We start from the raw sequence: 21,252 nt of genomic DNA on the forward strand, positions 1-21,252 counted from the left end.
GGTCCTCCCCGCCCGCCGCGTCCGGGATCAGGCGATCTCGACCAGCAGGTCACCGCCCTCCACCTGCTGGATGCGGTTGATGGCGAGCCGGGAGATGCGGCCTGCCTTCGGGGCGGTGATGGTGGCCTCCATCTTCATGGCCTCGATCGTGGCCACCGTGGCGCCCGCCTCGACCTCCGTGCCCTCGGTCACCGCGAGGGTGACGACTCCGGCGAACGGGGCCGCGACGTGCCCCGGGTTGCCGCGGTCGGCCTTCTCGGTGGCCGGAATCTCGGAGGCCGCGGCGCGGTCGCGGATCTGGATGGGCCGCAGCTGGCCGTTGAGGCTCGACATCACCGTGCGCATACCGCGTTCGTCGGCCTCGCCGACGGCCTGCAACTCGATCAGCAGCCGGACGCCGGGCTCCAGGTCGACCGCGTACTCCTTGCCCGGGCGCAGCCCGTAGAAGAAGTCCTTGCTGTCGAGGACGCTGGTGTCGCCGAAGGTCTGGCGATGGGACTCGAACTCGCGGGTGGGGGCCGGGAACAGCAGCCGGTTGAGGGTCGTGCGGGGCTCCTTGGCGAGACCCTCGCGGTCCTCGGTGGACAGCTCGGGGGCCGGCTTGGCCGGGGCACGGCCCTGGAGGGCCTTGGTGCGGAACGGCTCCGGCCAGCCACCGGGCGGGGTGCCCAGCTCGCCGCGCAGGAAGCCGATCACCGAGTCGGGGATGTCGAACCTGTCGGGGGTCGCCTCGAAGTCCTCGGGTCGCACCCCGGCGCCGACCAGGTGCAGGGCGAGGTCGCCGACCACCTTGGAGGACGGGGTGACCTTGACCAGGCGGCCGAGGATGCGGTCGGCGGCCTCGTACATCGCCTCGATGTCCTCGAAGCGGTCGCCGAGCCCGAGGGCCACGGCCTGGGTGCGCAGGTTGGAGAGCTGGCCGCCGGGGATCTCGTGGTGGTAGACGCGGCCGGTCGGTGCGGCGAGGCCCGCCTCGAAGGGCGCGTAGACCTTGCGGACGCTCTCCCAGTACGGCTCCAGGTCCTCGACGGCCCGCAGGTCGAGCCCGGTGGGACGCTCCGAGTGGTCGGTGGCGGCCACGATCGCCGACAGGGAGGGCTGGGAGGTCGTGCCGGCCATGGAGGCCACCGCGCCGTCCACCGCGTCCGCGCCCGCCTGGATCGCGGCGAGGTAGGTGGCCAGCTGGCCGCCCGCGGTGTCGTGGGTGTGCAGGTGGACCGGGAGGTCGAACTCGCGGCGCAGCGCCGAGACCAGCTTGGCGGCGGCGGGGGCGCGCAGCAGGCCCGCCATGTCCTTGACGGCGAGGACGTGGGCACCCGCGTCCACGATCTGCTCGGCGAGCCGAAGGTAGTAGTCGAGGGTGTAGAGCCGCTCGTCGGGGTCGGACAAGTCGGCGGTGTAGCAGAGGGCGACCTCGGCGATCGCGGTGCCCGTCTCCCGTACGGCCTGGATGGCGGGGCGCATCTGGCCGACGTCGTTGAGGGCGTCGAAGATGCGGAAGATGTCGATGCCGGTGGCGGCGGCCTCCTGCACGAAGGCGTCCGTGACCTCGGTCGGGTACGGGGTGTAGCCGACGGTGTTGCGGCCGCGCAACAGCATCTGGAGGCAGATGTTGGGTACCGCCTCGCGCAGCGCCGCGAGCCGCTCCCAGGGGTCCTCGGCGAGGAAGCGCAGCGCCACGTCGTAGGTGGCGCCGCCCCAGCACTCCAGGGAGAGCAGTTCGGGCAGGGTGCGGGCGACGACCGGGGCGACGGCGAGGAGGTCCTTGGTGCGCACCCGGGTGGCGAGCAGGGACTGGTGGGCGTCGCGGAAGGTGGTGTCGGTGATGCCGATGGTGGGCGACTCGCGCAGCCACTGGGCGAAGCCCTCGGGGCCGAGTTCGACGAGGCGCTGGCGGGAGCCGGCCGGGGGCTCGCCGGCCGGCAGCGGGGGCAGCTTGCTGGTCGACTCGACCAGGTGGGGCCGGTCGCCGTGCGGCTTGTTGACGGTGACGTCGGCCAGGTAGGTGAGCAGCTTGGTGCCGCGGTCCGCGGAGGTGCGGGCGGTCAGCAGGTGCGGGCGCTGTTCGATGAAGGACGTGGTGATCCGGCCGGCCTGGAAGTCGGGGTCGTCGAGGACGGCCTGGAGGAACGGGATGTTGGTGGCCACGCCGCGGATGCGGAACTCGGCGACCGCGCGCCGGGCGCGGCCGATGGCGGCTTTGAAGTCCCGGCCCCGGCAGGTGAGCTTGACCAGCATCGAGTCGAAGTGCGCGCTGATCTCGGTGCCGGCGTGGGTGGTGCCGCCGTCGAGCCGGATGCCGGAGCCGCCCGGGGACCGGTACGCGCTGATGCGGCCGGTGTCGGGGCGGAAGCCGTTGGCGGGGTCCTCGGTGGTGATACGGCACTGGAGGGCCGCGCCGTGCAGCTTCACCGTCTCCTGGGAGAGCCCGAGGTCGGCGAGGGTCTCACCGGAGGCGATGCGCATCTGGGCCTGGACCAGGTCGACATCGGTGACCTCCTCGGTGACCGTGTGCTCGACCTGGATGCGCGGGTTCATCTCGATGAAGACGTGGTTGCCGTCGCGGTCGAGGAGGAACTCGACGGTGCCGGCGTTGCGGTAGCCGATCTCGCGGGCGAAGCGGACCGCGTCGGCGCAGATGCGGTCGCGGAGTTCCGGGTCGAGGTCGGGCGCGGGGGCCAGCTCGATGACCTTCTGGTGGCGGCGCTGCAACGAGCAGTCCCGCTCGAAGAGGTGGATGACGTTGCCCTCGCCGTCGGCGAGGATCTGCACCTCGATGTGGCGGGGGTCGACGACGGCCTTCTCCAGGAAGACCGTGGGGTCGCCGAACGCTGAGGCGGCCTCCCGGGAGGCCTGCTCGATGGACTCGCGCAGTGCCGCCGGGTCCTCGACCCGGCGCATGCCGCGCCCGCCGCCGCCCGCGACGGCCTTCACGAACACCGGGAAGCCGATCTCGTCGGCGGCCCTGACCAGTTCCTCGACGTCGTTGGAGGGCGCGGAGGAGCCGAGGACCGGTACGCCGGCGGCGCGGGCGGCGGCCACCGCGCGGGCCTTGTTGCCGGTCAGTTCCAGTGTCTGGGCGCTCGGCCCGACGAACGTGATGCCCGCCTGCTCGCAGGCGCGGGCGAGTTCCGGGTTCTCCGAGAGGAACCCGTAGCCGGGGTAGACGGCGTCGGCCCCGGCGCGCCGGGCGGCGGCCACGATCTCCTCGACGGAGAGGTAGGCGCGCACCGGATGCCCGGGTTCCCCGATCTCGTAGGCCTCGTCGGCCTTCAGCCGGTGCAGCGAGTTGCGGTCCTCGTAGGGGAACACGGCGACCGTGCGCGCACCCAGCTCGTAGCCCGCGCGGAACGCGCGGATGGCGATCTCTCCACGGTTGGCGACCAGCACCTTGCGGAACATCCTGGATCCCTTCAGCCTGCCGGCGACACACACCATGGTGTCAGCCGCGCCCTGCCGTGACCTGCCGTAGCTCGCCGCAACCTTAGGGGTTGCCCGCAGGGGCCGACGTGCGAAAACCATCACATTGACGTCATGGCACGGTCCGGCGGGCCGACCGAGTGACTTGGGGGATTCCGGGGTAGGCGGTGAGGTCGGGGTGTCTCAGGGGAGCCGGAAGGACGGTACGGGGTGGCGCTGGGGGCCGGGGCGGTGGACGGGCGGGCCCGGCCGGCGCACCGGCGGGTCGGAACGGGGCGGTGACGGGGGCGCGACGAGGCGCGCGGCGAGCCGGGCCGGGACGGGCGGGCGGCGGCCGTGCAGCAGGCCGAGGACGATCGCCGAGACCACCGCGATCAGGTGCTCGCGGCCGGCGAGGTTGGGGACGGCGACGGACTCCCACACCATCGAGCCGCCGGTCAGGATGAAGACGACCGGTGCCCTGCGAACCACCGACAGGTAGGTGAACAGACCGACCACCGCGGCGGACGGCCCGGTGTCGAGGATCCGGCCCGCCTCGGGGGGCAGTCCGAAACCCCACCAGCCGGGGCCCAGCGCGACCATCACCCGGGCGGTCATGGTGCCGGCCAGGGTGGTGAGGTACGCGACGGCGAGGGTCCGGCCCCGGCCGAGCGCGAGTTCGGCGAGGGCGAAGGCGAGGAAGAGCTGGGTGATGCCCGCCCAGACCGGCAGGTCGAGCGCCGGGACGTAGAGGGAGACGGGGGTGCGCAGCAGGGAGAGCCACAGGGGCAGGTCGGCGGTGACGCCGCCGAGGTGCCACACCAGTCTTCTGCCGAGGGGGTGCTGGGCGATGCCGTGGAAGAAGATGACGCCGAACGCGGCCACGAAGGCGAGCACGATCCCGGACAGCCCGCGGCGCACGAGCTGCCGTACCGGGTCCACCACGATGGCGTGCCATTCGCCGCGCACCGTGCGCCGCACGCACCGGACCGCTTCCGCGGCCACCTGGCTCCAGTCGCCCCTCATGAAGGCATCGCCCCCCTCGACACCGGCCCGCTGCCGGCCTGCGCACACGAAGAGGTTCTCCGCGTCCCGGCCGTGCCACGCGTCATCGTATAGACGTTTGGATCATTTGCGACGATGCGGGAGCTACTACTGGTCGAATTCCGGCGTAGCGTTTATCACTTGTCCACGACGGAACCCTGCTGGTCGCCCTCGCGTCCCCCTCCGACGACGTGGCCGCCGCCCTGAGTACCGCGCTGCCGACCGGTGAAACCCCGACGAGGGCGGACCGCGACGAGCCCCAGGGCCGCTCACAGTCGAAGCACAGCAAGTCACTTCCCTGTCACCGCCTTTAGGTAATGCGGCCGGAACCGTTCTGTTTCGATCACGGACTCTCGTATAGTGACGCGCAGTTCAGCACCGAGCGTCACAACTCCTTTACCGGATCAACATCCCCACCTGCTCCGAGGACCAGACCGGACTGATGACCGTGCCCACGCCTCCCGGCGACCGACCGTCCCTCCGCACCCTTGCTCCGACCCTCGTACTGACGGCCGTCGTGTCGGCTCTCGCGGTCGTCGCCGCGGTGACCGCCGCCCCGGTTTCGGTGCGCACGCCCGTCGCCCTCGGGGCGAGCGCGGCCGCGCTGTCGCTCTGCGCCGCGGTGACCTGGGCCGTCCACGCGGCGCGGACCGCGCGCGCCGCCCGGCGCCGGCTCGAGACGGTGAGCCAGGACATCGGAAGGCTGCTCCAGCAGCAGGCCCGCACGACCGAGGAGGCGCGCCAGGAGCAGCAGCGCCTCATCGACGAACTCGCCCAGCAGCGAAGCGAGTTCGCGGACTCCTTCGAGCAGGAGCGGGCCCGCCTCGAGGAGGAGACCGGCCAGGAGCTGGACTGGTACCGGCAGGAGCACACCCGGCTCACCGCCGCGCTGGAAAAGGCGTCCCGGGAGCGGGCCGCCGCGATCGCCGCCGCCGGCAACGCGGCGGCCCGGATGCAGGCCCTGGCCACCGCCACCCTCGCCGACCTGCGGAGCATGGAGGAGCGGCACACCGACGAGGACGTGCTGGCGGACCTGCTGCACCTCGACCACCGCACGGCCCAGGCGGGCCGGCTCGCCGACTCCATCGCGGTCCTGACCGGGGCGCGTTCCGGCCGCCGCTGGGCACGTCCGATCGGCATGGAGTCCATCCTGCGCGGGGCCATGGGCCGGATCAGCGGCTACCGCCGGGTGCGGGTGCACTCGGTGAGCGAGGCGGCCGTCGCCGGACACGCCGCCGAGGGGGTCATGCACGCGCTGGCCGAACTCCTCGACAACGCGGCCAACTTCTCGCCGCCGACGGCCGAGGTCCACGTGTACGTGGAGGAGGTGCCGGCCGGGGTCATCGTGTCCGTGGAGGACAGCGGGCTCGTGATGGGCGACGTGCAGCTGCGCCGCGCCGAGCGGGCGGTCTCCGGCGACACGACCGAACTGGGCGGACTCACCGGCACCCGGCTCGGTCTCGCGGTCGTGGGCCGGCTGGCCGGCAAGCACGGTCTGAAGGTGTCGTTCCGCCCCTCGGCGCGCGGGGGCACCGGGGTGCTGATGCTGATTCCGCAGGAGCTGCTGACCACCCCGGTCGGTGACGAGCCGGCGCTCCCGCAGGCGGCGCAGGCCCCCGCCCCCGCCCCCGGCCCGCCGGACCCGGCCCCCGTGCACGAGTCCGCCGCGGACGCCGAGCCCGACGAGGACGAGGCAGGGCCGACCGGCCTGCCCAGGCGGCGCCGCGGCCGGACCCTCGCCGAGGCCGAGCGCAGGTCGGCGCCCCAGCCGGAGGAGCCGCGCCCCGCGCCCACCGCCGAGGACGCCCGGGTCCGCGCCGCCCGCTTCAGCAGCTTCCGCCAGGCCGTCCGCCCACCCACCCCCGCCCCCGCCCCGGACAGCGGCTCCGGCTCCGGCCACCGCTTCGACCCGGCCCCCACCTCCGCGCACGACCCGGTCCCCGCGCCCCACCCGGAGTCCGAACCCGAGCACACCTCCCACCCGCACGCGTATTCGGAAGGCGACCCCACTTCATGACCGGCAGGACCACCGCCGACGACAAGCTCACCTGGCTCATCGAGGGCCTCCTGGAGCGCACCCCCGGCGCGCGGCACGCCCTCGTGCTCTCCCGCGACGGGCTCAAGCTGTGCCGTACGCCGGAGCTCTCCGTCGACCAGGCCGACCAGCTCGCGGCGATCGCGGCCGGCATCCAGTCGCTGTCGCACGGGGCGTCCGTCGAGTTCGGCGACGGCAGCGGCGGCGTGCGATCGGCGATGACCGAGTTCTACGGGGGCGTGCTGTTCATCGTGGAGGCCGGCGAGGGCGCCCACCTGGCCGTGGTGACCAGCGAGGACGCCGAACCGGGGCTGGTCGGGCACAACATGAGCGAACTGGTCGAGCAGCTCGGCGAACATCTCACCGCGCAGCCTCGCACCGCATGAGCCGGCCCGGCAGGGACGACGCGCCCGACCGTCTGTACACCATCACCGGTGGTCGCAGCGGCGTCGGCCCCGACAACCCCTTCGACCTGGTCACCCTGGTCGTGGCCGAGTCGGAGCCGGCCACCGGCATGCAGTCGGAGCACGCGGCGATCCTGCGGCTGGCCGAGTCCCCGGTCTCCGTGGTCGAGATCGCGGCGGAGCTGGGGCTGCCGGTGAGCATCACCAAGATCCTGCTGGGCGACCTGCTGGCGGCCGGCCGGGTCAGCGCCCGCCACCCGTACCGGCTGGCCATCACCGATCCCGACATCCTGGAGCAGGTGCTCGTTGGACTCCGCAACCTCTGACGCGCGCACCCCGTTGGGTGCCTCCGCCGACAACGGTTTCAAGATCGTGGTCGTGGGCGGCTTCGGCGTCGGCAAGACCACTCTGGTCCGCTCGGTCAGCGAGATCCGTCCCCTCAACACCGAGGAGACGATGACCCAGGCCGGCGAGGGGGTCGACGACATCCGCGAGGTCCGCGGCAAGTCCGCCACCACCGTCGCCTTCGACTTCGGCCGGATCACGCTGGACGCCCGCAATGTGCTGTACCTGTTCGGGGCGCCGGGCCAGGAGCGGTTCTGGTTCCTGTGGGACCGGCTGTTCTCCGGCACCCTCGGCGCGGTCGTGCTCGTCGACACCCGGCGGATCGACGACTCCTGGTACGCCATCGACCGCCTGGAGAAGCACGGCACCCCGTTCATCGTGGCCTGCAACGACTTCGGGGGCGCCGGGCACCCGCCCGAGGACGTCCGGCACGCCCTCGACCTGGATCCGCACGTCCCGCTGCTGACCTGCGACGCCCGCTCCCGCGAGTCCGGCAAGCAGGTGCTGATCACGCTCGTCCAGCACGTCAAGAACCGGTACGCCGGCCCGTCCGCACCGGCGGACCTGCCCCGACAGGAGTTCGTGTGACCCCCGAAGCCGTGCCGCTCGGCGGCCCCCGGTTCCAGACCGAACCGGCGCTTCTGTACCGGGAGATGCGGCGCGACCACGGCGCCGTGACCCCCGTCGTGCTGGACGGGGACGTGCCCGCCTGGCTGGTGCTCGGCTACCGCGAGCTGCACCAGGTGACCGGGGACCCGGTGCTGTTCAGCCGGGACTCGGAGCTGTGGAACCAGTGGGACCTGATCCCCGACGACTGGCCGCTGCTGCCGATGATCGGCCGCAAGCAGCCGTCGATCCTCTACACGGTCGGCGAGCGGCACCGCGAGCGCGCCGGGATGATCAGCGACGCGCTGGAGGCCGTCGACCCGTTCGTCCTGCGCGGTCACGCCGAGCGGTTCGCGGACGAGCTGATCGACGGGCTGTGCACCAGCGGCGAGGCCGACCTCATCGGCCAGTACGCGATGCTGCTGCCGGTGCGGGTGCTGGCGCGGCTGTACGGCTTCTCCGACGAGGAGGGCCCCGGCCTGGTCACCGCGCTCAACGACATGATCGACGGCCGTGACCGGGCGATCGCCGGACAGCAGCACCTGGCCTCGTCCATGGCGCGGTTGCTCGGCGACCGCAAGGCGGACCCGGCCGACGACGTGGTGTCGCGGATGCTCCAGGACAAGAGCGGGTTCACCGACGAAGAGATCATGCAGGACCTGATGGTCATGATGGCGGCCGGGCACCAGCCGACCGCCGACTGGATCGGCAACTCGCTGCGTCTGATGCTCACCGACGACCGGTTCGCCGCCTCCCTGTTCGGTGGCCGCAACAGTGTCGCCGAGGCGATGAACGAGGTGCTCTGGGAGGACACCCCCAGCCAGAACATCGCCGGCCGCTGGGCGTCCCGGGACACCCAGCTGGGCGGGCGCCGGATCCGCGCCGGCGACCTGCTGATCCTCGGTCTCCAGGGCGCCAACTCCGATCCGCAGGTGCGCACCGACGCCTCCGCGCTGACCGGTGGCAACAACGCGCACTTCTCCTTCGGGCACGGTGAGCACCGCTGCCCGTTCCCCGCCCAGGAGGTCGCCGAGGTGATCGCCAGGACCGGGATCGAGGTCGTCCTCGACCGGCTCCCGGACATCGACCTCGCGGTCCCCGCCGGCTCCCTCACCCGGCGGCCCTCGCCGTGGCTGCGCGGCCTGACCGCGCTGCCCGTCCGGTTCACCCCCGTACCCGCCCACTGATCCTCCGATCCGCACCGAGAGACAGGCGCAGCACCGCATGGCGCAGTTACCCGACCCTGCCCTGGGAGGCACGTCACGATGACGACCGGTATCGAACAAGCCCGGATCGCCCTCGACCCCTTCGTCACCGATCTGGACGGCGAGAGCGCGCGGCTGCGCGCCGCCGGCCCGCTCGCCGCCGTCGAACTGCCCGGCGGGGTGCCGGTCTGGGCCGTCACCCGCCATGCCGAGGCGAAGGCGCTGCTGACCGACCCCCGCCTGGTCAAGGACATCAACGTGTGGGGTGCCTGGCAGCGCGGGGAGATAGCGCAGGACTGGCCGCTGATCGGCCTCGCCAACCCCGGCCGTTCGATGCTGACCGTGGACGGCGCCGACCACCGCCGGATGCGCACACTGGTCGCGCAGGCGCTCACCCCGCGCCGGGTGGAGCAGATGCGGGAACGGATCCAGAAGCTCACCCAGGACCTCCTGGACGCCCTCCCCGCGGACGCGGAGCGCGTCGACCTCAAGGCGGCCTTCGCCTACCCCCTGCCCATGTACGTCATCGCCGACCTGATGGGCATCGACGATGCCGAACTGCCCCGCCTGAAGGTGCTGTTCGAGAAGTTCTTCTCCACCCAGACCCCGCCCGCCGAGGTCCTCGCGACCCTCACCGAGCTGGCCGGGATCATGGCGGCGACCGTGGCCGCCAAACGGGCCGCACCCGGCGACGACCTGACCAGCGCGCTGATCCTGGCCTCCGAGGACGGAGACCACCTCACGGACGAGGAGATCGTCTCCACCCTCCAGCTGATGGTGGCGGCGGGTCACGAGACCACCATCTCCCTGATCGTGAACGCCGTGGTCAACCTCTCCACCCATCCCGAGCAGCGGGCCGCCGTACTCGCCGGGGAGGTGGACTGGTCGGCGGTGGTCGAGGAGACCCTGCGCTGGTCCACCCCGACCTCGCACGTGCTGATCCGGTTCGCCACCGAGGACGTCCCCGTGGGCGACAAGGTGCTCCCGGCGGGCGACGCGCTGATCGTCTCGTACGCCGCGATCGGCCGGGACGAGGAAGCGCACGGGCCGAGCGCCGGGGAGTTCGACGTCACCCGTGAGTCGAGGAACCGGCACATCTCCTTCGGGCACGGGCCGCACGTCTGCCCGGGGGCGGCACTCTCCCGGCTGGAGGCGGGGGTCGCGCTGCCCGCGCTCTACGACCGCTTCCCCGGCCTGGATCTCGCGGTGCCCGCGTCCGAGCTGCGCAACAAGCCGGTGGTCACCCAGAACGACCTCTTCGAACTGCCGGTCCGGCTCAATCCCTGATGGTGGCGGACGGTCCGGGGCGCGGCACGCCGTGCCCCGGACGCTCCGCGTTTGACTTCGAGTGCGCTTCAGGTCGTAGCGTCCCCAGCACAGCACCAATCAGCAGGAAAGGCTGGGAGTCACATGCGACAGCGCACTCTGCGGGATCTGCCGGTTTCCGCCATCGGCCTCGGCTGCATGGGGATGTCGGCCTTCTACGGCAGCACCGACGAGGACGAGGGCGTCAAGACCATCCACCGAGCGCTGGAACTCGGCGTCACCTTCCTCGACACCGCCCAGCTCTACGGTCCGCTCACCAACGAGACGCTGGTGGGCGAGGCGATCCGGGGGCACCGGGACGAGTACGTGATCGCCACGAAGTTCAACTACCGGATGGACCACGCCGTACCGGGCGACATGAGCAGCATCGGCCGCCAGGACGGTTCGGCCGAGCACGTCCGCAGCTCCGTGCACGGCTCGCTGGAGCGGCTCGGCACCGACTACATCGACCTCTACTACCAGCACCGCGTCGACCCGAACGTGCCGATCGAGGAGACCGTCGGCGCGATGGCCGAGCTGGTCGCCGAGGGCAAGGTGCGGCACATCGGGCTGAGCGAGGCCAGCCCCGAGACGATCCGGCGCGCCCACGCGGTGCACCCGATCACGGCCGTCCAGACCGAGTACTCGCTGTGGACCCGCGACCCGGAGGACGGGGTCATCCCGACCTGCCGGGAGCTGGGCATCGGGTTCGTCCCGTACTCGCCGCTGGGCCGCGGTTTCCTCGCCGGCCGGTTCTCCTCCCCCGACGAGCTCGACGCGAACGACTTCCGGCGCAACGGCCCCCGCTTCACCGGCGACAACCTGGACGCCAACCTGCGGCTCGCCGCGAAGGTGAAGGAGATCGCCGCCGAGAAGGAGGTCACCCCGGCGCAGCTGGCCCTCGCCTGGGTGCTGGCCCAGGGTGACGGCATCGTCCCGATCCCCGGCACCAAGCGCCGCAGCTACCTGGAGCAGAACGCGGGCGCCGTGGACGTCGAGCTGACCAAGGACGACCTGGCCAGGATCGACGCCGAGGTGCCGAAGGCCGCGGGCGAGCGCTACGACGAGTCCGGCATGCGCTCCGTGAACCTCTAGGGCGCGTGCGAAAGTGGCGTCGTAGCCCGAAGGGCGGCCGCGCGGCAGGCGACACTTTCGCAACACGCCCTGGTCCGCCGTTGGCGCCCGGTCGGCTCGCGGTGGCCGGGCGCGTGGCGGTGCCGCACGCTGGTAGTCATGGGGAGCCGATGGAGGGTCGCGGTGCCGCGGCAGTCGTGGCAGTCCTCGCACGCCCTGCTGTTGCTCCCGATCGCGCTCATCGTGGTGATCACGGTGGCTGACCTCCGCACGCCCGAGGACATCCATCTGGGCCCCGCCCTGGTCATCGCCCCCGCGCTCACCCCGTCCTTCGCGGGCCCCCGGTCGACGGCGCTGGTCGGAGCGCTCGCGGTGGCCGCCCAGATCGTGATCGCCGTCCTCCACGGCGGGCTGGGCACCGCCAACCACATCGTGCAGATCGTCACCCTGACGTTGCTCTCGGCGATCGTGGTGGTCTACAGCGCGGTCCGGGAGCGCCGGCGCGCCCAGCTGGCCCAGGTACGGACGGTCGCCGAGGCCGCGCAGCACGTGCTGATGTGGCCGCTGCCCGAGTACATCGGACCGCTGCGGATCGCCTCGCTGTACCTGGCCGCCGAGGACGAGGCGCAGATCGGCGGTGATCTGTACGCGGCCGCCCGCTGCGACGGCGCGGTCCGGGTGCTGATCGGGGACGTCCGGGGCAAGGGGCTGTCCGCGATCGGCGAGGCGGCGCTGCTGCTGGGCGCCTTCCGGGAGTCCTCCCACCGCCATGTCACCCTGCCGGAGCTGGCGACGTCCCTGGAGCAGAGCGTGCAGCGCTACACCGCGGAGCTGGACACCCCGGAGGAGACGGGCGAGCGGTTCGTCACCGCGCTGCTGGTCGAGATCCCCGACGAGGACCCGCTCACCCGGATGACCAGCGCCGGCCATCCGCCGCCCCTGCTGCTCAGCCCGGGGCACGTCGTCACCGTGCCGAGCCTGCATCCGTCGCCGCCCCTGGGTGTGCCGGGTACGGACGGCGCCGAGCACACCCTGGACGTCTTCTCCTTCGAGCCGGGCGACACCCTGCTGCTGTACACCGACGGCGTGGTCGAGGCACGGGACGGGCAGGGCCGCTTCTACCCGCTCGCGGAGCGGGTCGCGCAGTGGACGGACGCCGCTCCCGAGTCGTTGATGCACCACATCCGCCGCGATCTGCTGGCCCACGCGGGAGGCCGGCTCGGTGACGACGCGGCCCTGATCGCCCTGCACCGCACGGCGGCCGTGCACCGCCGCCACCATCACGGCGTCCTCGGACACGGCTCGGCCCGGCCCTGACGTCGGTCCGGGCCGGAGGGCGGTGGGAACCGCTCTGCCGGGAGCCGGGTGGCCGTGCCGGGACCGGGAAGGTGAGCCCGGTCCCGGCACGGGGTCCAGGTCACGGCTTGCGGGCGACCGCTCCGTACATCGCGATGTCCTCGTCGCGGATGCCCTCCTCGCCGGTGCCGTCCGGGTGCCACTTGTGCACCTGCACGATGCCCGGCTCGACCAGTTCGAGACCCTCGAAGAACTCGTGGGCCTCGTCGATGGTGCGCAGCCGCATCGGCATGTTGCGGGCCGCGTACTCGCGGGCGACCCGGCCCACCTCCTCGGGCGCGAACTCGGCGGTGCCGATGGACATCGCCAGGTAGCTGCCGGAGGGCAGCGGTTCGAGCAGCCGTCGTACGACACCGACCGCGTCGTCCGCGTCGAGCATGAAGTGCACGATGGCGATCACCGTCAGCGCCACCGGCTTGTCGAGGTCGAGCGTCTCGCGCAGTTCGGGGGTGTCGAAGAGGCCCGTCAGGTCGCGGAAGTCGGCCTCGATGTACGCCGTCCTGCCCTCGGGCGTGCTGGAGAGCAGGCCCTGGGACAGGGTGAGGACGATCGGGTCGTTGTCCACGTAGACGACCCGGGAGTCCGGGGAGACCGCCTGGGCTATCTCGTGGAGGTTCGGGGAGGTGGGGATGCCGGTCCCGACGTCCAGGAACTGGCGCATCCCCGCCTCCTCGGCGAGCCAGCGCACGGCACGGTTCATCCAGTCGCGGTTGGCGCGCATGTGGATCGGGAGCGCCGGCCACTCGTGGGCCATGGCGTCACCCGCCTCCTGGTCGGCGGGGTAGAAGTCCTTGCCGCCCAGGATGTAGTCGTAGATCCGCGCGGAGTGCGCGTTCTCGGTGTCGATGCGGTCGGCCGGCCATCCGTTTTCGGGCAACGCCGTGTCTCCCATTCCGGTGAGGGGGATGCGGGGGTGTGTGAACGATCAGCTATAGCAAGGAAGTTCCCAGGGCAAGGCTCACATCAGGAAGTCGGCGTCACCCGCCTTCACGCCGGTGAGGAAGGTCGTCATCTCGCGGGGCGTGAAGACCAGGGCGGGGCCGTCGGGGTCGGTCGACTGGCGTACCGCGACCCGGCCGTCGGCGAGCTTCTTCACTTCCACGCAGGCGCCGCCGGCGTCGTCGCTCCACGGCTTGGACCAGCCGCGCGCGCCGAGTTGCCGGGACGGGATGCCGTTGTGTACGGGGTGGTGCACGTCAGAGCTCCTTGCGAATCGCACCGAGGAGGACCTCGGTCTTCCTGGCGGGCGCCGCCTGGGCGCCCAACCGGTCCAGGGCCTCGCGGTAGACCACGACGTCGGCGCTCTTGTCCAGGTAGACGGCGCCCACCAGGCCGTTGAGATAGACGATGTCGGGCAGTTCGGGTGCCTTGAACCGGAAGAGGTGGTAAGCGCCCGCGCGCATGGCGGGGTGCGGGCCGTTGGCGAACGGCATGATCTGCAAGGTGACGTTGGGCAGCCGGTTGATCTCGATCAGGTGGTCGATCTGGGCGCGCATGACCCCGGCACCGCCCACCGGCCAGCGCAGTACCGTCTCGTCCATCACGACCCACAGCCGGGGCGGCGCCTGCCGGGTGATCAGTTCCTGGCGGCGCATCCGCAGCGCCACCATGCGCTCGGTGGCCTCGGACGGGGCGTGCGGGTTGCCGGCGCCGAGCAGGGCGGCGGCGTACTCGCGGGTCTGCAACAGGCCGTGCACGAACTGGTTCTCGTAGGCACGGATCTGCAACGCGGCCTGTTCCAGGCTCAGGTACGCGGCGAACCAGTCCGGCATCACGTCGCGGTAGGTGTGCCACCAGCCGCGCTTGTTGGCCTCGCGGACGGACTGGAGGAAGGTGTCGACCTCCTGGCGGTCCGTCACACCGTACGTCTGGAGCAGTTTCTCGGCGTCCGCGAGCCGGAGCCGGGCCACCTTGGCGGCTTCCATGCGGCGGATCGTGGAGTGGCTGACGCCGATCGCGGCGGCGGCCTGCTCGTAACTGAGCCCGGCCCGCGTGCGCATCTCCTCCAGTTGCCGGCCCAGGATCATGCGCAGGACGGAAGGGGCACCGCCCCAGTCGGTCTCCGAGGTCACGCCCTACCCCCTCACACCAGGTTTCAGGGTCACCGTCTCACGGGCTCGTGATCGGCTCGCGGACTCATTCGATCACTTCTTGTCGGGAGCAGCATGCACTTCACTTCTTGCAATTTTCAACTTGCTGGTTGCGAGACGATGTTGGCTGATGCCAGAGTGGGCTTACTGCTCCGGCCGACCAAGGAGCGGGCGAAGCAGAGCAGTTGGGGGAGACTGAGCTGTGACTCGGTGCCGTCCGGGCACGGGTCGTCGTCTGCCCCCGAGCGGCCCGGGGCGGACGAGACCGCTCAGCCCCACGCTGCGAAGCCGGACGAAAGGCGCACGGCGATGGCCCCGCCCTCTCTCCCCCAGCCGCTCGACCGACTCCCCGACGACCGGATACCCGGTCCGCCCCGGCCGGCCCTGATGGCCGCCGCCGAGGGCCCGCACCGCCCGTCCGACGTGACGGGCGTCCCCGGACCACCCGGAGGCGAACGCCTCGGTCGACTCCCTGGGCCGCAAGGCCTCGACCGGTTCGCCTCCGGGGACCGACCCACCCAGCGCAGCCGCGTCTTCGATCTGGCGCCGACGCCCCGCGCGGTGGGCAACGCCCGCCGGAGCGTGGGCGAACTGCTCGGCACCTGGGGGGTGCCCGACGAGGCCCGCGACAACGCGGTGCTGGTGACCTCCGAGCTGGTCACCAACGCGATCGTGCACTCCGCGGGCCGCCGGATCGTGTGCCGGGTGCAGGCCAGCGACGACCGGGTCCGCATCGAGGTCGAGGACCAGAACGGCGGTTTCACGCTGCCGGCTCCCCGGCAGGCGAGACCCGACGAGCAGAACGGCCGCGGGCTGTTCCTGGTCGACGCGCTCAGCCTCGACTGGGGCGTGCAGGTCGGACCCGAGGGATCCACCGCTCGCGTCGTCTGGGCCGAGCTGTCGACGGCACCGGACGAGTGTTCCACCACCCCCCACATCTCAGGAGACCCGTCGACCCATGGACCGTCCCCCCATCCCTGACCCCGCCGCCGACCCGTCCTGGACCCGCACCCGCCCGAAACCCGGCCCGGACCAACCCCACACCGTCCCGGCTCCCTGACCCCCACCACCCGCCACTCGGTGGTACGGGCGGGCAACGCCGGCGCGGCGGGGCGCTCAGGTGTCCGTCGACAGGCCGGCCGCGATCGTGGCCCCCAGTTCCCAGCAGGCCTCGAGGTCGGCCTTGGTGGGCTCGCCCGTCACCGTGACCGGTTCGGCCGCCTTGCGCCAGTCGAGGCCGGTCGTGATGGTGTCCAGGGCGCGCAGGGCGCCGGTGACGTCGTTGCCGCCGTGCACGTACGCACCGAAGGGGCGGCCCCGGGTCCCGTCCAGACACGGGTAGTAGATCTGGTCGAAGAAGTGCTTGAGGGCCCCGGAGAGATAGCCGAGGTTGGCCGGGGTGCCGAGCAGGTACCCGTCGGCCGCGAGCACGTCGGAGGCGGTGGCGGACAGGGCCGCCCGCCGTACCACCCGCACCCCCTCGATCTCCGGGGCGGTCGCCCCGGAGACCACGGCCTCGAACATGGCCTGGCAGTGCGGCGAGGGGGTGTGATGGACGATCAGCAAGGTGGGCACACCGGCAGCCTGCCCCGCGGTGCCCGCCGTCGGCAAGCGGCGGCGGGCGTGGCTCACGGCTTCGCGGGCAGGCTCCGGCAGGTGGAGCCGGCCGGCACACCGGAGAGCCGGGCGGTCAGCCAGGCGATGGCGTCGCCCTGGTCGGCGAGCAGGGGCGCCAGGTGGTTCAGCAGGGCGCGGCCCGCGTCCGGCAGGACGACCGGCACGTAGGTGACGTCCGCCCCTTCCCCGCACCAGTCGACGGCCAGCTGCCGGGCCTGCGCGTGCGGTACGAGGTCGTCGCTGACGCCGGTCGCGAGCCGTACCGGACTCACCGGCGCCGTCCTGCCGATGCGCTGCCCGTCCAGGAAGGCCCGCAGCGCCGGCTCCTCGGCGATGACGTCGGAGATGGAGCTGCCGTCACTCGTCCAGGCGGTGCTGCGCCGGGAGCCGTAGGCGAGGAGCGCGTCCCCGACGCACATCGTCGACAGGTCGGTGAGGGCGGCCCGGCCCGCCGCGCCGAGGTGGGCGTCGACGATCGGCTTCAGCGCCGGGTCGGACTGGACGAACCCGTTCACCGCCCAGCCGAGGGCGCCGGCCAGGTCGCTGCCGTCGATGGCCGCGGTGACGGCGGTGAGGTCGGCGGGCGGCGCCCCGGAGTAGGTGCCGGAGAGGGTGACGTCCGGGGCGTACCCGGGCTGGATCTCGGCGGCAGCGGCGGTGGCGCCGCCGCCCTGGCTGTACCCGAACAGACCCACCCGCGAGGCCGCGGTGACCGAGGCGCCGGGCACGTGCCGGGCGGCCCGCACGGCGTCCAGGACGGCGTGCGCACCGTCCAGCCGGTTGACGTAGGTGTGCAGCCGGTCGGTGGCGCCGAGCCCGACGTAGTCGGTGACGACGACCGCGACCCCCTCGGCGAGCAGCCGGTAGACGGACAGGTCCTCGTAACCGACGGACACCGTCCGGCCGTTGAGGAGCAGCGGGTGCTCCAGGCCCAGGGAGGCGGCGCACTGGTCGCCCTGGCCCATGGTGCCGGGGGCCACGGCGACCAGCGGGCGGGCGCCGGGGCCGAGCCAGGGGAACGCCGGTTCGAGGTAGGCGCCGGTGACCGCGACCGGCCGGCCGGCCGAGTCGGTGGACTTGTACATCAGCCGGGTCGCGGTGCCCGGCAACGGCCCGGGCAGGCTCGGCAGGCTGAGGGCCAGCGGAAGGGGCGCGGTGCGGACGAGGGCGCCGTCGGCCGTGGGCAGGGTGGTGGGCGGGTCGTAGAAGGCCGGGATGGTCACACCCCGGGAGACCTCCGCCTGGGACGCCGTGGCCTGGAGTGTCTGGAGACAGAGGCAGGCGGCGGCGACGGCGGCGGTGGCCAGCAGACGAACGCGGACAGGCATGGGGAGCCTCCTGGACGTGCGGGACGTGGGAGGTGGCGGTGGGGGTGGAGCGGGCGTCCCCGGAGCGGCCGACGGGGCGGGTGCGTTGTACCCGACGGTAACGAGCATGCGGTTACCGCGGGTAGCAGCTGTCAGGTTACGGTTCGGTAATGTGACGTTCGGTCAACGGACCCGTGCGGTATGGCGTTGCCGCGTCCCGGGCCACCGCGCCGGCCCGGGACGCCGGAGAAGGAGGCGACGGCGGGGAATCCAGAAGCGGAAGGGGAGCGGATCGCGCGGCGCACATCACGCTTTCCATGCGAAACTGGTGCGAACGCGGCGGGGAGGTGCCCCTGTCATGAGCGATGCCACGAGCGGTGCGGAGATCGACTACTCGGCGGTCTTCCAGAACCTGCCCGGGATGGTGGCCCTGCTGACCCCCGACCTGGTGTACGCGGACGTCAACGCCGAGTTCCTGCACATGGCCGGCCGCCGGCGCGAGGAGGTGGTGGGGCGGTATCTGTTCGACGTCTTCCCGGACAACCCCGAGGACTCGAGCGCCACCGGCATGCGCAATCTCGAGTGCTCGCTGCGGCGGGTCCTCGCCACCGGCGAGCGCGACACGATGGCCCTCCAACGGTACGACGTGCAGGTCCCGGGCCGCCCCGGGTACTGGGAGGAGCGCTACTGGAGCCCGGTGAACGTGCCCCTGGTCGACCCGGACGGCAAGGTCGTCCTGCTGGTGCACCGGGTCGAGGAGGTCACCGAACTGATCCACGCCCGCCGGGCCACCGCTGACGGGCGGGCACAGGTACTGGAGGCCGAACTGTACCGGCGGGCGGGCGAGTTGCAGGAGATCAACGAGCGGCTGCGGCAGGCGCACAGCAAGCAGCGCGAGGTGGCCGTCGCCCTCCAGGAGGCGATGCTCCCCGCCCCCGGGAAGCTGGGGCGGCACGGAGCGGCCGTGCGCTACCGGCCCGCGACCGGCGGGCTGAACGTGTGCGGCGACTGGTACGACCTGGTCGACCTCGTCGGCGGGGACCGGGTCGGCGTCTCGGTGGGCGACGTGGTCGGGCACGGGCTCGAAGCGGCCTGCGTGATGGGCCAGTTGCGCAGCGCGTTGACCGCGGCGTCCCGGGTGGCCGCGGGCCCCGCCCAGGCACTCGACGTGCTGGGGCGGTACGCGCACGTGGTGGCCGGCGCCGAGTCGGCCACGGCGGTGACGACGTTCGTCGACTTCCACCGGCGCACGGTCACCTACAGCAGCGCCGGTCACCCGCCGCCCGCCCTGCTGCACCCCGACGGCCGGGTGGAGTTCCTCGACCGGGCCACCGATCCCCCGCTCGACGCCCACCCCGATCCGCAGCCCCGTCCACAGGCCGTCACCGCGTTCGACGACGGCGCGACGCTCGTCCTCTACACCGACGGGCTCGTCGAGCGCCGCCGCGAGGACATCGACACCGGACTGCGCCGGCTCGCCCGATCCCTTTGCGCCAACCGCGAGTTGGAGCCTGAGGAACTCGCCGACGCCGTGCTGGGCGAACTGCTCCCGCCGGACGGCGCGACCGACGACACCGCGCTGGTGGTCGTCCGACTGTGACCGCCGCGCGGGCGAAATGCCGCGCCACGTATACCCATACCGAACAGTACGACGAACATCACAAATACGTATCGGACATTACGCACGCCAACCTTCACACGAGTGACACAAGTTGGCTAAGTTGACGTTCAAGCCGCTCGGCTCCCCCCGGCGAATCCCGTCGGGCCGCGCGGCCTCCGCCGAGTCCGGGCCCCTCGGGGCGATCCGGAGCCGGGGACCAACCGACCACTGGGGTGAATCGGCCGAATGCCCGGCAGGGCACCGGCCGTAGGGCATACCTTCCGGATTCCAGGCCCGAACCCCCGGTAGGCGGAGCACGGAAGGAGCACGACCCCCATGGCGTCCGAGAGCCGTGACGAGGTTCGACAGCGGATCAACAACCTCTACGACCAGGCCGAGAACGCCACCGGGAACTTCAACGCCACCCGGGCGATGAACGGCGGTTCACGCTCACGCGGTGTCCCGCTCTTCAAGCGGCAGCGTACCGACGACCCGGGCCTCGACAACATCGCCCGGGAGTGGTTCGAGGGCGCGCGGGCGAAGCTGGGGCCGAGTGTGCCGGCCGCGCTGCCGTCCGACCGGATGCCCGAGCGGCCCGGCCCGCGCCGGCCGGTCAGCGCCATGGCCGCGGACCTGCTCAGCCAGTTGGAGGACTCCGGCCCGTCCCGGCCGGCGCTGCCCGCGGGGCCGTCCGCGCAGAGCGACATCGAGGTCGTCCGTGAGCTGCCCGCGGAGCGCCCGAAGCTGGAGCTGACGGCGGGACCGGCCGCGGCGGTGCCCGCGGGCGGGCCGAACCCGTCGAGCCCGCCCAAGGCCCTGTCCGCGGCCGCGCCGCGCAGGGCCGCGCCGGGCACCTCAAAGACCAAGAGCCAGCTGAAGGTCGCCAAGGCGCGTGAGCTGCTGTCGCAGCGCACCGGGCAGCCGGCGGTCGCGCCCCTCGAAGCCCCCCGGGCCCCGCAGCCCGCTCCCGCCCCGCAGCCCGCCCAGGCGTCGCAGAGCCCGTGGCCGATGCCCGAGACCCGGGCCCCGGCGCAGGAGTGGTCGACGGCCGCCGTCGGCATCCCCGCCCAGCGCACGGACTCCGGCTCCTTCCGGACCGACGCCCTGGCCGGCACGGGCGTACTGCCGGCGATGACCGTGACGGAGACGGGCGCGATCCCGCCCGTACCCGCCATGGACACCGGCGGCTTCCGCGTCATGACCCCGGGAGCCGGCGCGGCCCGGACCATGCCCCCGGCGGACACGGGTTCCTACCGCACCATGACCCCCGGAGCAGCCGACGCCGCCCCGGCCACCGACCCCATGACGGACAGCGGCGCCTTCCGCGTCATGACCCCCGCCGCCAACCCCATGACCGACAGCGGCGGCTTCCGCGTCATGACCCCCGGCACCACCGACGCCACCCCGGCCATGAACCCCATGACCGACAGCGGCGGCTTCCGCGTCATGACCCCCGGCACCACGAACACCGCCCCCGCCACCGACCCCCTGACCGACAGCGGCGCCTTCCGCGTCATGACCCCCGGCACCACCGACGCCACCCCGGCCATGAACCCCATGACCGACAGCGGCGGGTTCCGCGTCATGACTCCCAGCACCACGAACACCGCCCCCGCCACCGACCCCCTGACCGACAGCGGCGGGTTCCGCGTCATGACGCCGGGCGGTACGGGTGCCTTCCCGACTCCTGCCCCCGCCCCGAGGGACCCGGCCCCGGCCGCCGTGCCGTCCCCGGCGGACACCGGTTCCTTCCGGATCATGACGCCGGGCGCGACCGGCACGTTCCCGATGCCGTCCTCGACCTCGACCGATTCGGGCGCCTTCCCGACCGTCGCACCCGCGCCCGCCGCCGCGCCCGCGCCGAT

17 protein-coding genes are annotated in these 21,252 nt (G+C 72.6%); 10 read left to right on the forward strand and 7 right to left on the reverse strand.

Going from position 1 to position 21,252, the window contains the following annotated elements; all coding sequences use genetic code 11:
- Window positions 1-27 precede the first annotated feature (27 nt).
- Window positions 28-3,402 carry a pyruvate carboxylase gene (locus AB0958_RS13895; protein WP_366890623.1) on the reverse strand — a complete coding sequence of 1,125 codons (3,375 nt, stop codon included), beginning with the start codon at window positions 3,400-3,402 and terminating at the stop codon, window positions 28-30.
- A gap of 201 nt (window positions 3,403-3,603) precedes the next feature.
- Window positions 3,604-4,425, reverse strand: a complete 822-nt coding sequence (locus AB0958_RS13900) for a hypothetical protein (protein ID WP_366890624.1) — start codon at window positions 4,423-4,425, stop codon at window positions 3,604-3,606.
- A 460-nt stretch (window positions 4,426-4,885) separates the two neighbouring features.
- Here AB0958_RS13900 and AB0958_RS13905 point away from each other — a divergent pair, with 460 nt between their 5' ends.
- The 8 genes from AB0958_RS13905 (at window position 4,886) to AB0958_RS13940 (ending at window position 12,734) form a co-directional block, all read left to right on the forward strand.
- Complete coding sequence (locus AB0958_RS13905; protein ID WP_366890625.1) at window positions 4,886-6,460, forward strand: ATP-binding protein; 1,575 nt, start codon at window positions 4,886-4,888, stop codon at window positions 6,458-6,460.
- The gene (locus tag AB0958_RS13910) at window positions 6,457-6,864 is read left to right on the forward strand and encodes a roadblock/LC7 domain-containing protein (protein WP_046732217.1); all 408 of its coding nucleotides are present in this window, start codon (window positions 6,457-6,459) and stop codon (window positions 6,862-6,864) included. The genes AB0958_RS13905 and AB0958_RS13910 overlap by 4 nt, the downstream gene beginning before the upstream one ends.
- Window positions 6,861-7,208, forward strand: coding sequence for a DUF742 domain-containing protein (locus tag AB0958_RS13915; protein WP_366890627.1), 348 nt, complete (start codon window positions 6,861-6,863; stop codon window positions 7,206-7,208). The genes AB0958_RS13910 and AB0958_RS13915 overlap by 4 nt, the downstream gene beginning before the upstream one ends.
- Before the next feature lie 13 nt (window positions 7,209-7,221).
- Window positions 7,222-7,815 (forward strand): ATP/GTP-binding protein, encoded by a 594-nt coding sequence (locus AB0958_RS13920; protein ID WP_366890676.1) that lies wholly within the window; start codon window positions 7,222-7,224, stop codon window positions 7,813-7,815.
- The gene (locus AB0958_RS13925; RefSeq protein ID WP_366890628.1) at window positions 7,812-9,020 is read left to right on the forward strand and encodes a cytochrome P450; all 1,209 of its coding nucleotides are present in this window, start codon (window positions 7,812-7,814) and stop codon (window positions 9,018-9,020) included. Before AB0958_RS13920 ends, AB0958_RS13925 begins: the two co-directional genes overlap by 4 nt.
- A gap of 78 nt (window positions 9,021-9,098) precedes the next feature.
- Window positions 9,099-10,325, forward strand: coding sequence for a cytochrome P450 (locus tag AB0958_RS13930; protein WP_366890629.1), 1,227 nt, complete (start codon window positions 9,099-9,101; stop codon window positions 10,323-10,325).
- Between the two features lie 123 nt (window positions 10,326-10,448).
- Window positions 10,449-11,438, forward strand: coding sequence for an aldo/keto reductase (locus AB0958_RS13935; protein ID WP_366890630.1), 990 nt, complete (start codon window positions 10,449-10,451; stop codon window positions 11,436-11,438).
- A gap of 138 nt (window positions 11,439-11,576) precedes the next feature.
- Complete coding sequence (locus AB0958_RS13940) at window positions 11,577-12,734, forward strand: PP2C family protein-serine/threonine phosphatase (protein WP_366890631.1); 1,158 nt, start codon at window positions 11,577-11,579, stop codon at window positions 12,732-12,734.
- Between the two features lie 100 nt (window positions 12,735-12,834).
- On the opposite strand, the gene AB0958_RS13945 is transcribed toward AB0958_RS13940, so the two are convergent.
- The 3 genes from AB0958_RS13945 to AB0958_RS13955 all read right to left on the reverse strand — a co-directional run bounded on the left by AB0958_RS13945 (window position 12,835) and on the right by AB0958_RS13955 (window position 14,845).
- Window positions 12,835-13,650, reverse strand: coding sequence for an SAM-dependent methyltransferase (locus tag AB0958_RS13945; protein ID WP_366890632.1), 816 nt, complete (start codon window positions 13,648-13,650; stop codon window positions 12,835-12,837).
- An 81-nt stretch (window positions 13,651-13,731) separates the two neighbouring features.
- Window positions 13,732-13,968 (reverse strand): DUF397 domain-containing protein, encoded by a 237-nt coding sequence (locus tag AB0958_RS13950; protein WP_360532308.1) that lies wholly within the window; start codon window positions 13,966-13,968, stop codon window positions 13,732-13,734.
- 1 nt (window position 13,969) lies between these two features.
- Window positions 13,970-14,845, reverse strand: coding sequence for a helix-turn-helix transcriptional regulator (locus tag AB0958_RS13955; protein WP_366890634.1), 876 nt, complete (start codon window positions 14,843-14,845; stop codon window positions 13,970-13,972).
- A 327-nt stretch (window positions 14,846-15,172) separates the two neighbouring features.
- Between AB0958_RS13955 and AB0958_RS13960 the strand changes: the two genes are divergently transcribed.
- On the forward strand, window positions 15,173-15,844 hold the full coding sequence (locus AB0958_RS13960; protein ID WP_366890635.1) for an ATP-binding protein: 672 nt from the start codon (window positions 15,173-15,175) through the stop codon (window positions 15,842-15,844).
- A gap of 135 nt (window positions 15,845-15,979) precedes the next feature.
- Here AB0958_RS13960 and AB0958_RS13965 read toward each other — a convergent pair whose 3' ends face one another.
- Together AB0958_RS13965 and AB0958_RS13970 are read right to left on the reverse strand one after the other, a co-directional pair.
- The gene (locus tag AB0958_RS13965; RefSeq protein WP_366890636.1) at window positions 15,980-16,438 is read right to left on the reverse strand and encodes a flavodoxin family protein; all 459 of its coding nucleotides are present in this window, start codon (window positions 16,436-16,438) and stop codon (window positions 15,980-15,982) included.
- A 53-nt stretch (window positions 16,439-16,491) separates the two neighbouring features.
- A complete protein-coding gene (locus AB0958_RS13970) occupies window positions 16,492-17,808 on the reverse strand; it encodes a lipase family protein (RefSeq protein WP_366890637.1) in 1,317 nt (438 codons plus the stop codon).
- A 337-nt stretch (window positions 17,809-18,145) separates the two neighbouring features.
- Between AB0958_RS13970 and AB0958_RS13975 the strand changes: the two genes are divergently transcribed.
- Window positions 18,146-19,387, forward strand: coding sequence for a SpoIIE family protein phosphatase (locus AB0958_RS13975; protein WP_366890638.1), 1,242 nt, complete (start codon window positions 18,146-18,148; stop codon window positions 19,385-19,387).
- Window positions 19,388-21,252: the final 1,865 nt, after the last annotated feature.

The organism is Streptomyces sp. NPDC006655 (genome assembly GCF_040703965.1).
In the GTDB taxonomy this organism is placed as follows: Bacteria; Actinomycetota; Actinomycetes; order Streptomycetales; family Streptomycetaceae; genus Streptomyces.

Bases quoted from the DNA above. Each gene is read 5' to 3' on its own strand.
- AB0958_RS13895 (WP_366890623.1), bottom strand. From the start codon at position 3,402: ATGTTCCGCAAGGTGCTGGTCGCCAACCGTGGAGAGATCGCCATCCGC.
- AB0958_RS13970 (WP_366890637.1), bottom strand. From the start codon at position 17,808: ATGCCTGTCCGCGTTCGTCTGCTGGCCACCGCCGCCGTCGCCGCCGCC.
- AB0958_RS13900 (WP_366890624.1), bottom strand. From the start codon at position 4,425: ATGAGGGGCGACTGGAGCCAGGTGGCCGCGGAAGCGGTCCGGTGCGTG.
- AB0958_RS13930 (WP_366890629.1), top strand. From the start codon at position 9,099: ATGACGACCGGTATCGAACAAGCCCGGATCGCCCTCGACCCCTTCGTC.
- AB0958_RS13935 (WP_366890630.1), top strand. From the start codon at position 10,449: ATGCGACAGCGCACTCTGCGGGATCTGCCGGTTTCCGCCATCGGCCTC.
- AB0958_RS13910 (WP_046732217.1), top strand. From the start codon at position 6,457: ATGACCGGCAGGACCACCGCCGACGACAAGCTCACCTGGCTCATCGAG.
- AB0958_RS13960 (WP_366890635.1), top strand. From the start codon at position 15,173: ATGGCCCCGCCCTCTCTCCCCCAGCCGCTCGACCGACTCCCCGACGAC.
- AB0958_RS13905 (WP_366890625.1), top strand. From the start codon at position 4,886: ATGACCGTGCCCACGCCTCCCGGCGACCGACCGTCCCTCCGCACCCTT.
- AB0958_RS13915 (WP_366890627.1), top strand. From the start codon at position 6,861: ATGAGCCGGCCCGGCAGGGACGACGCGCCCGACCGTCTGTACACCATC.
- AB0958_RS13975 (WP_366890638.1), top strand. From the start codon at position 18,146: ATGAGCGATGCCACGAGCGGTGCGGAGATCGACTACTCGGCGGTCTTC.
- AB0958_RS13940 (WP_366890631.1), top strand. From the start codon at position 11,577: ATGGGGAGCCGATGGAGGGTCGCGGTGCCGCGGCAGTCGTGGCAGTCC.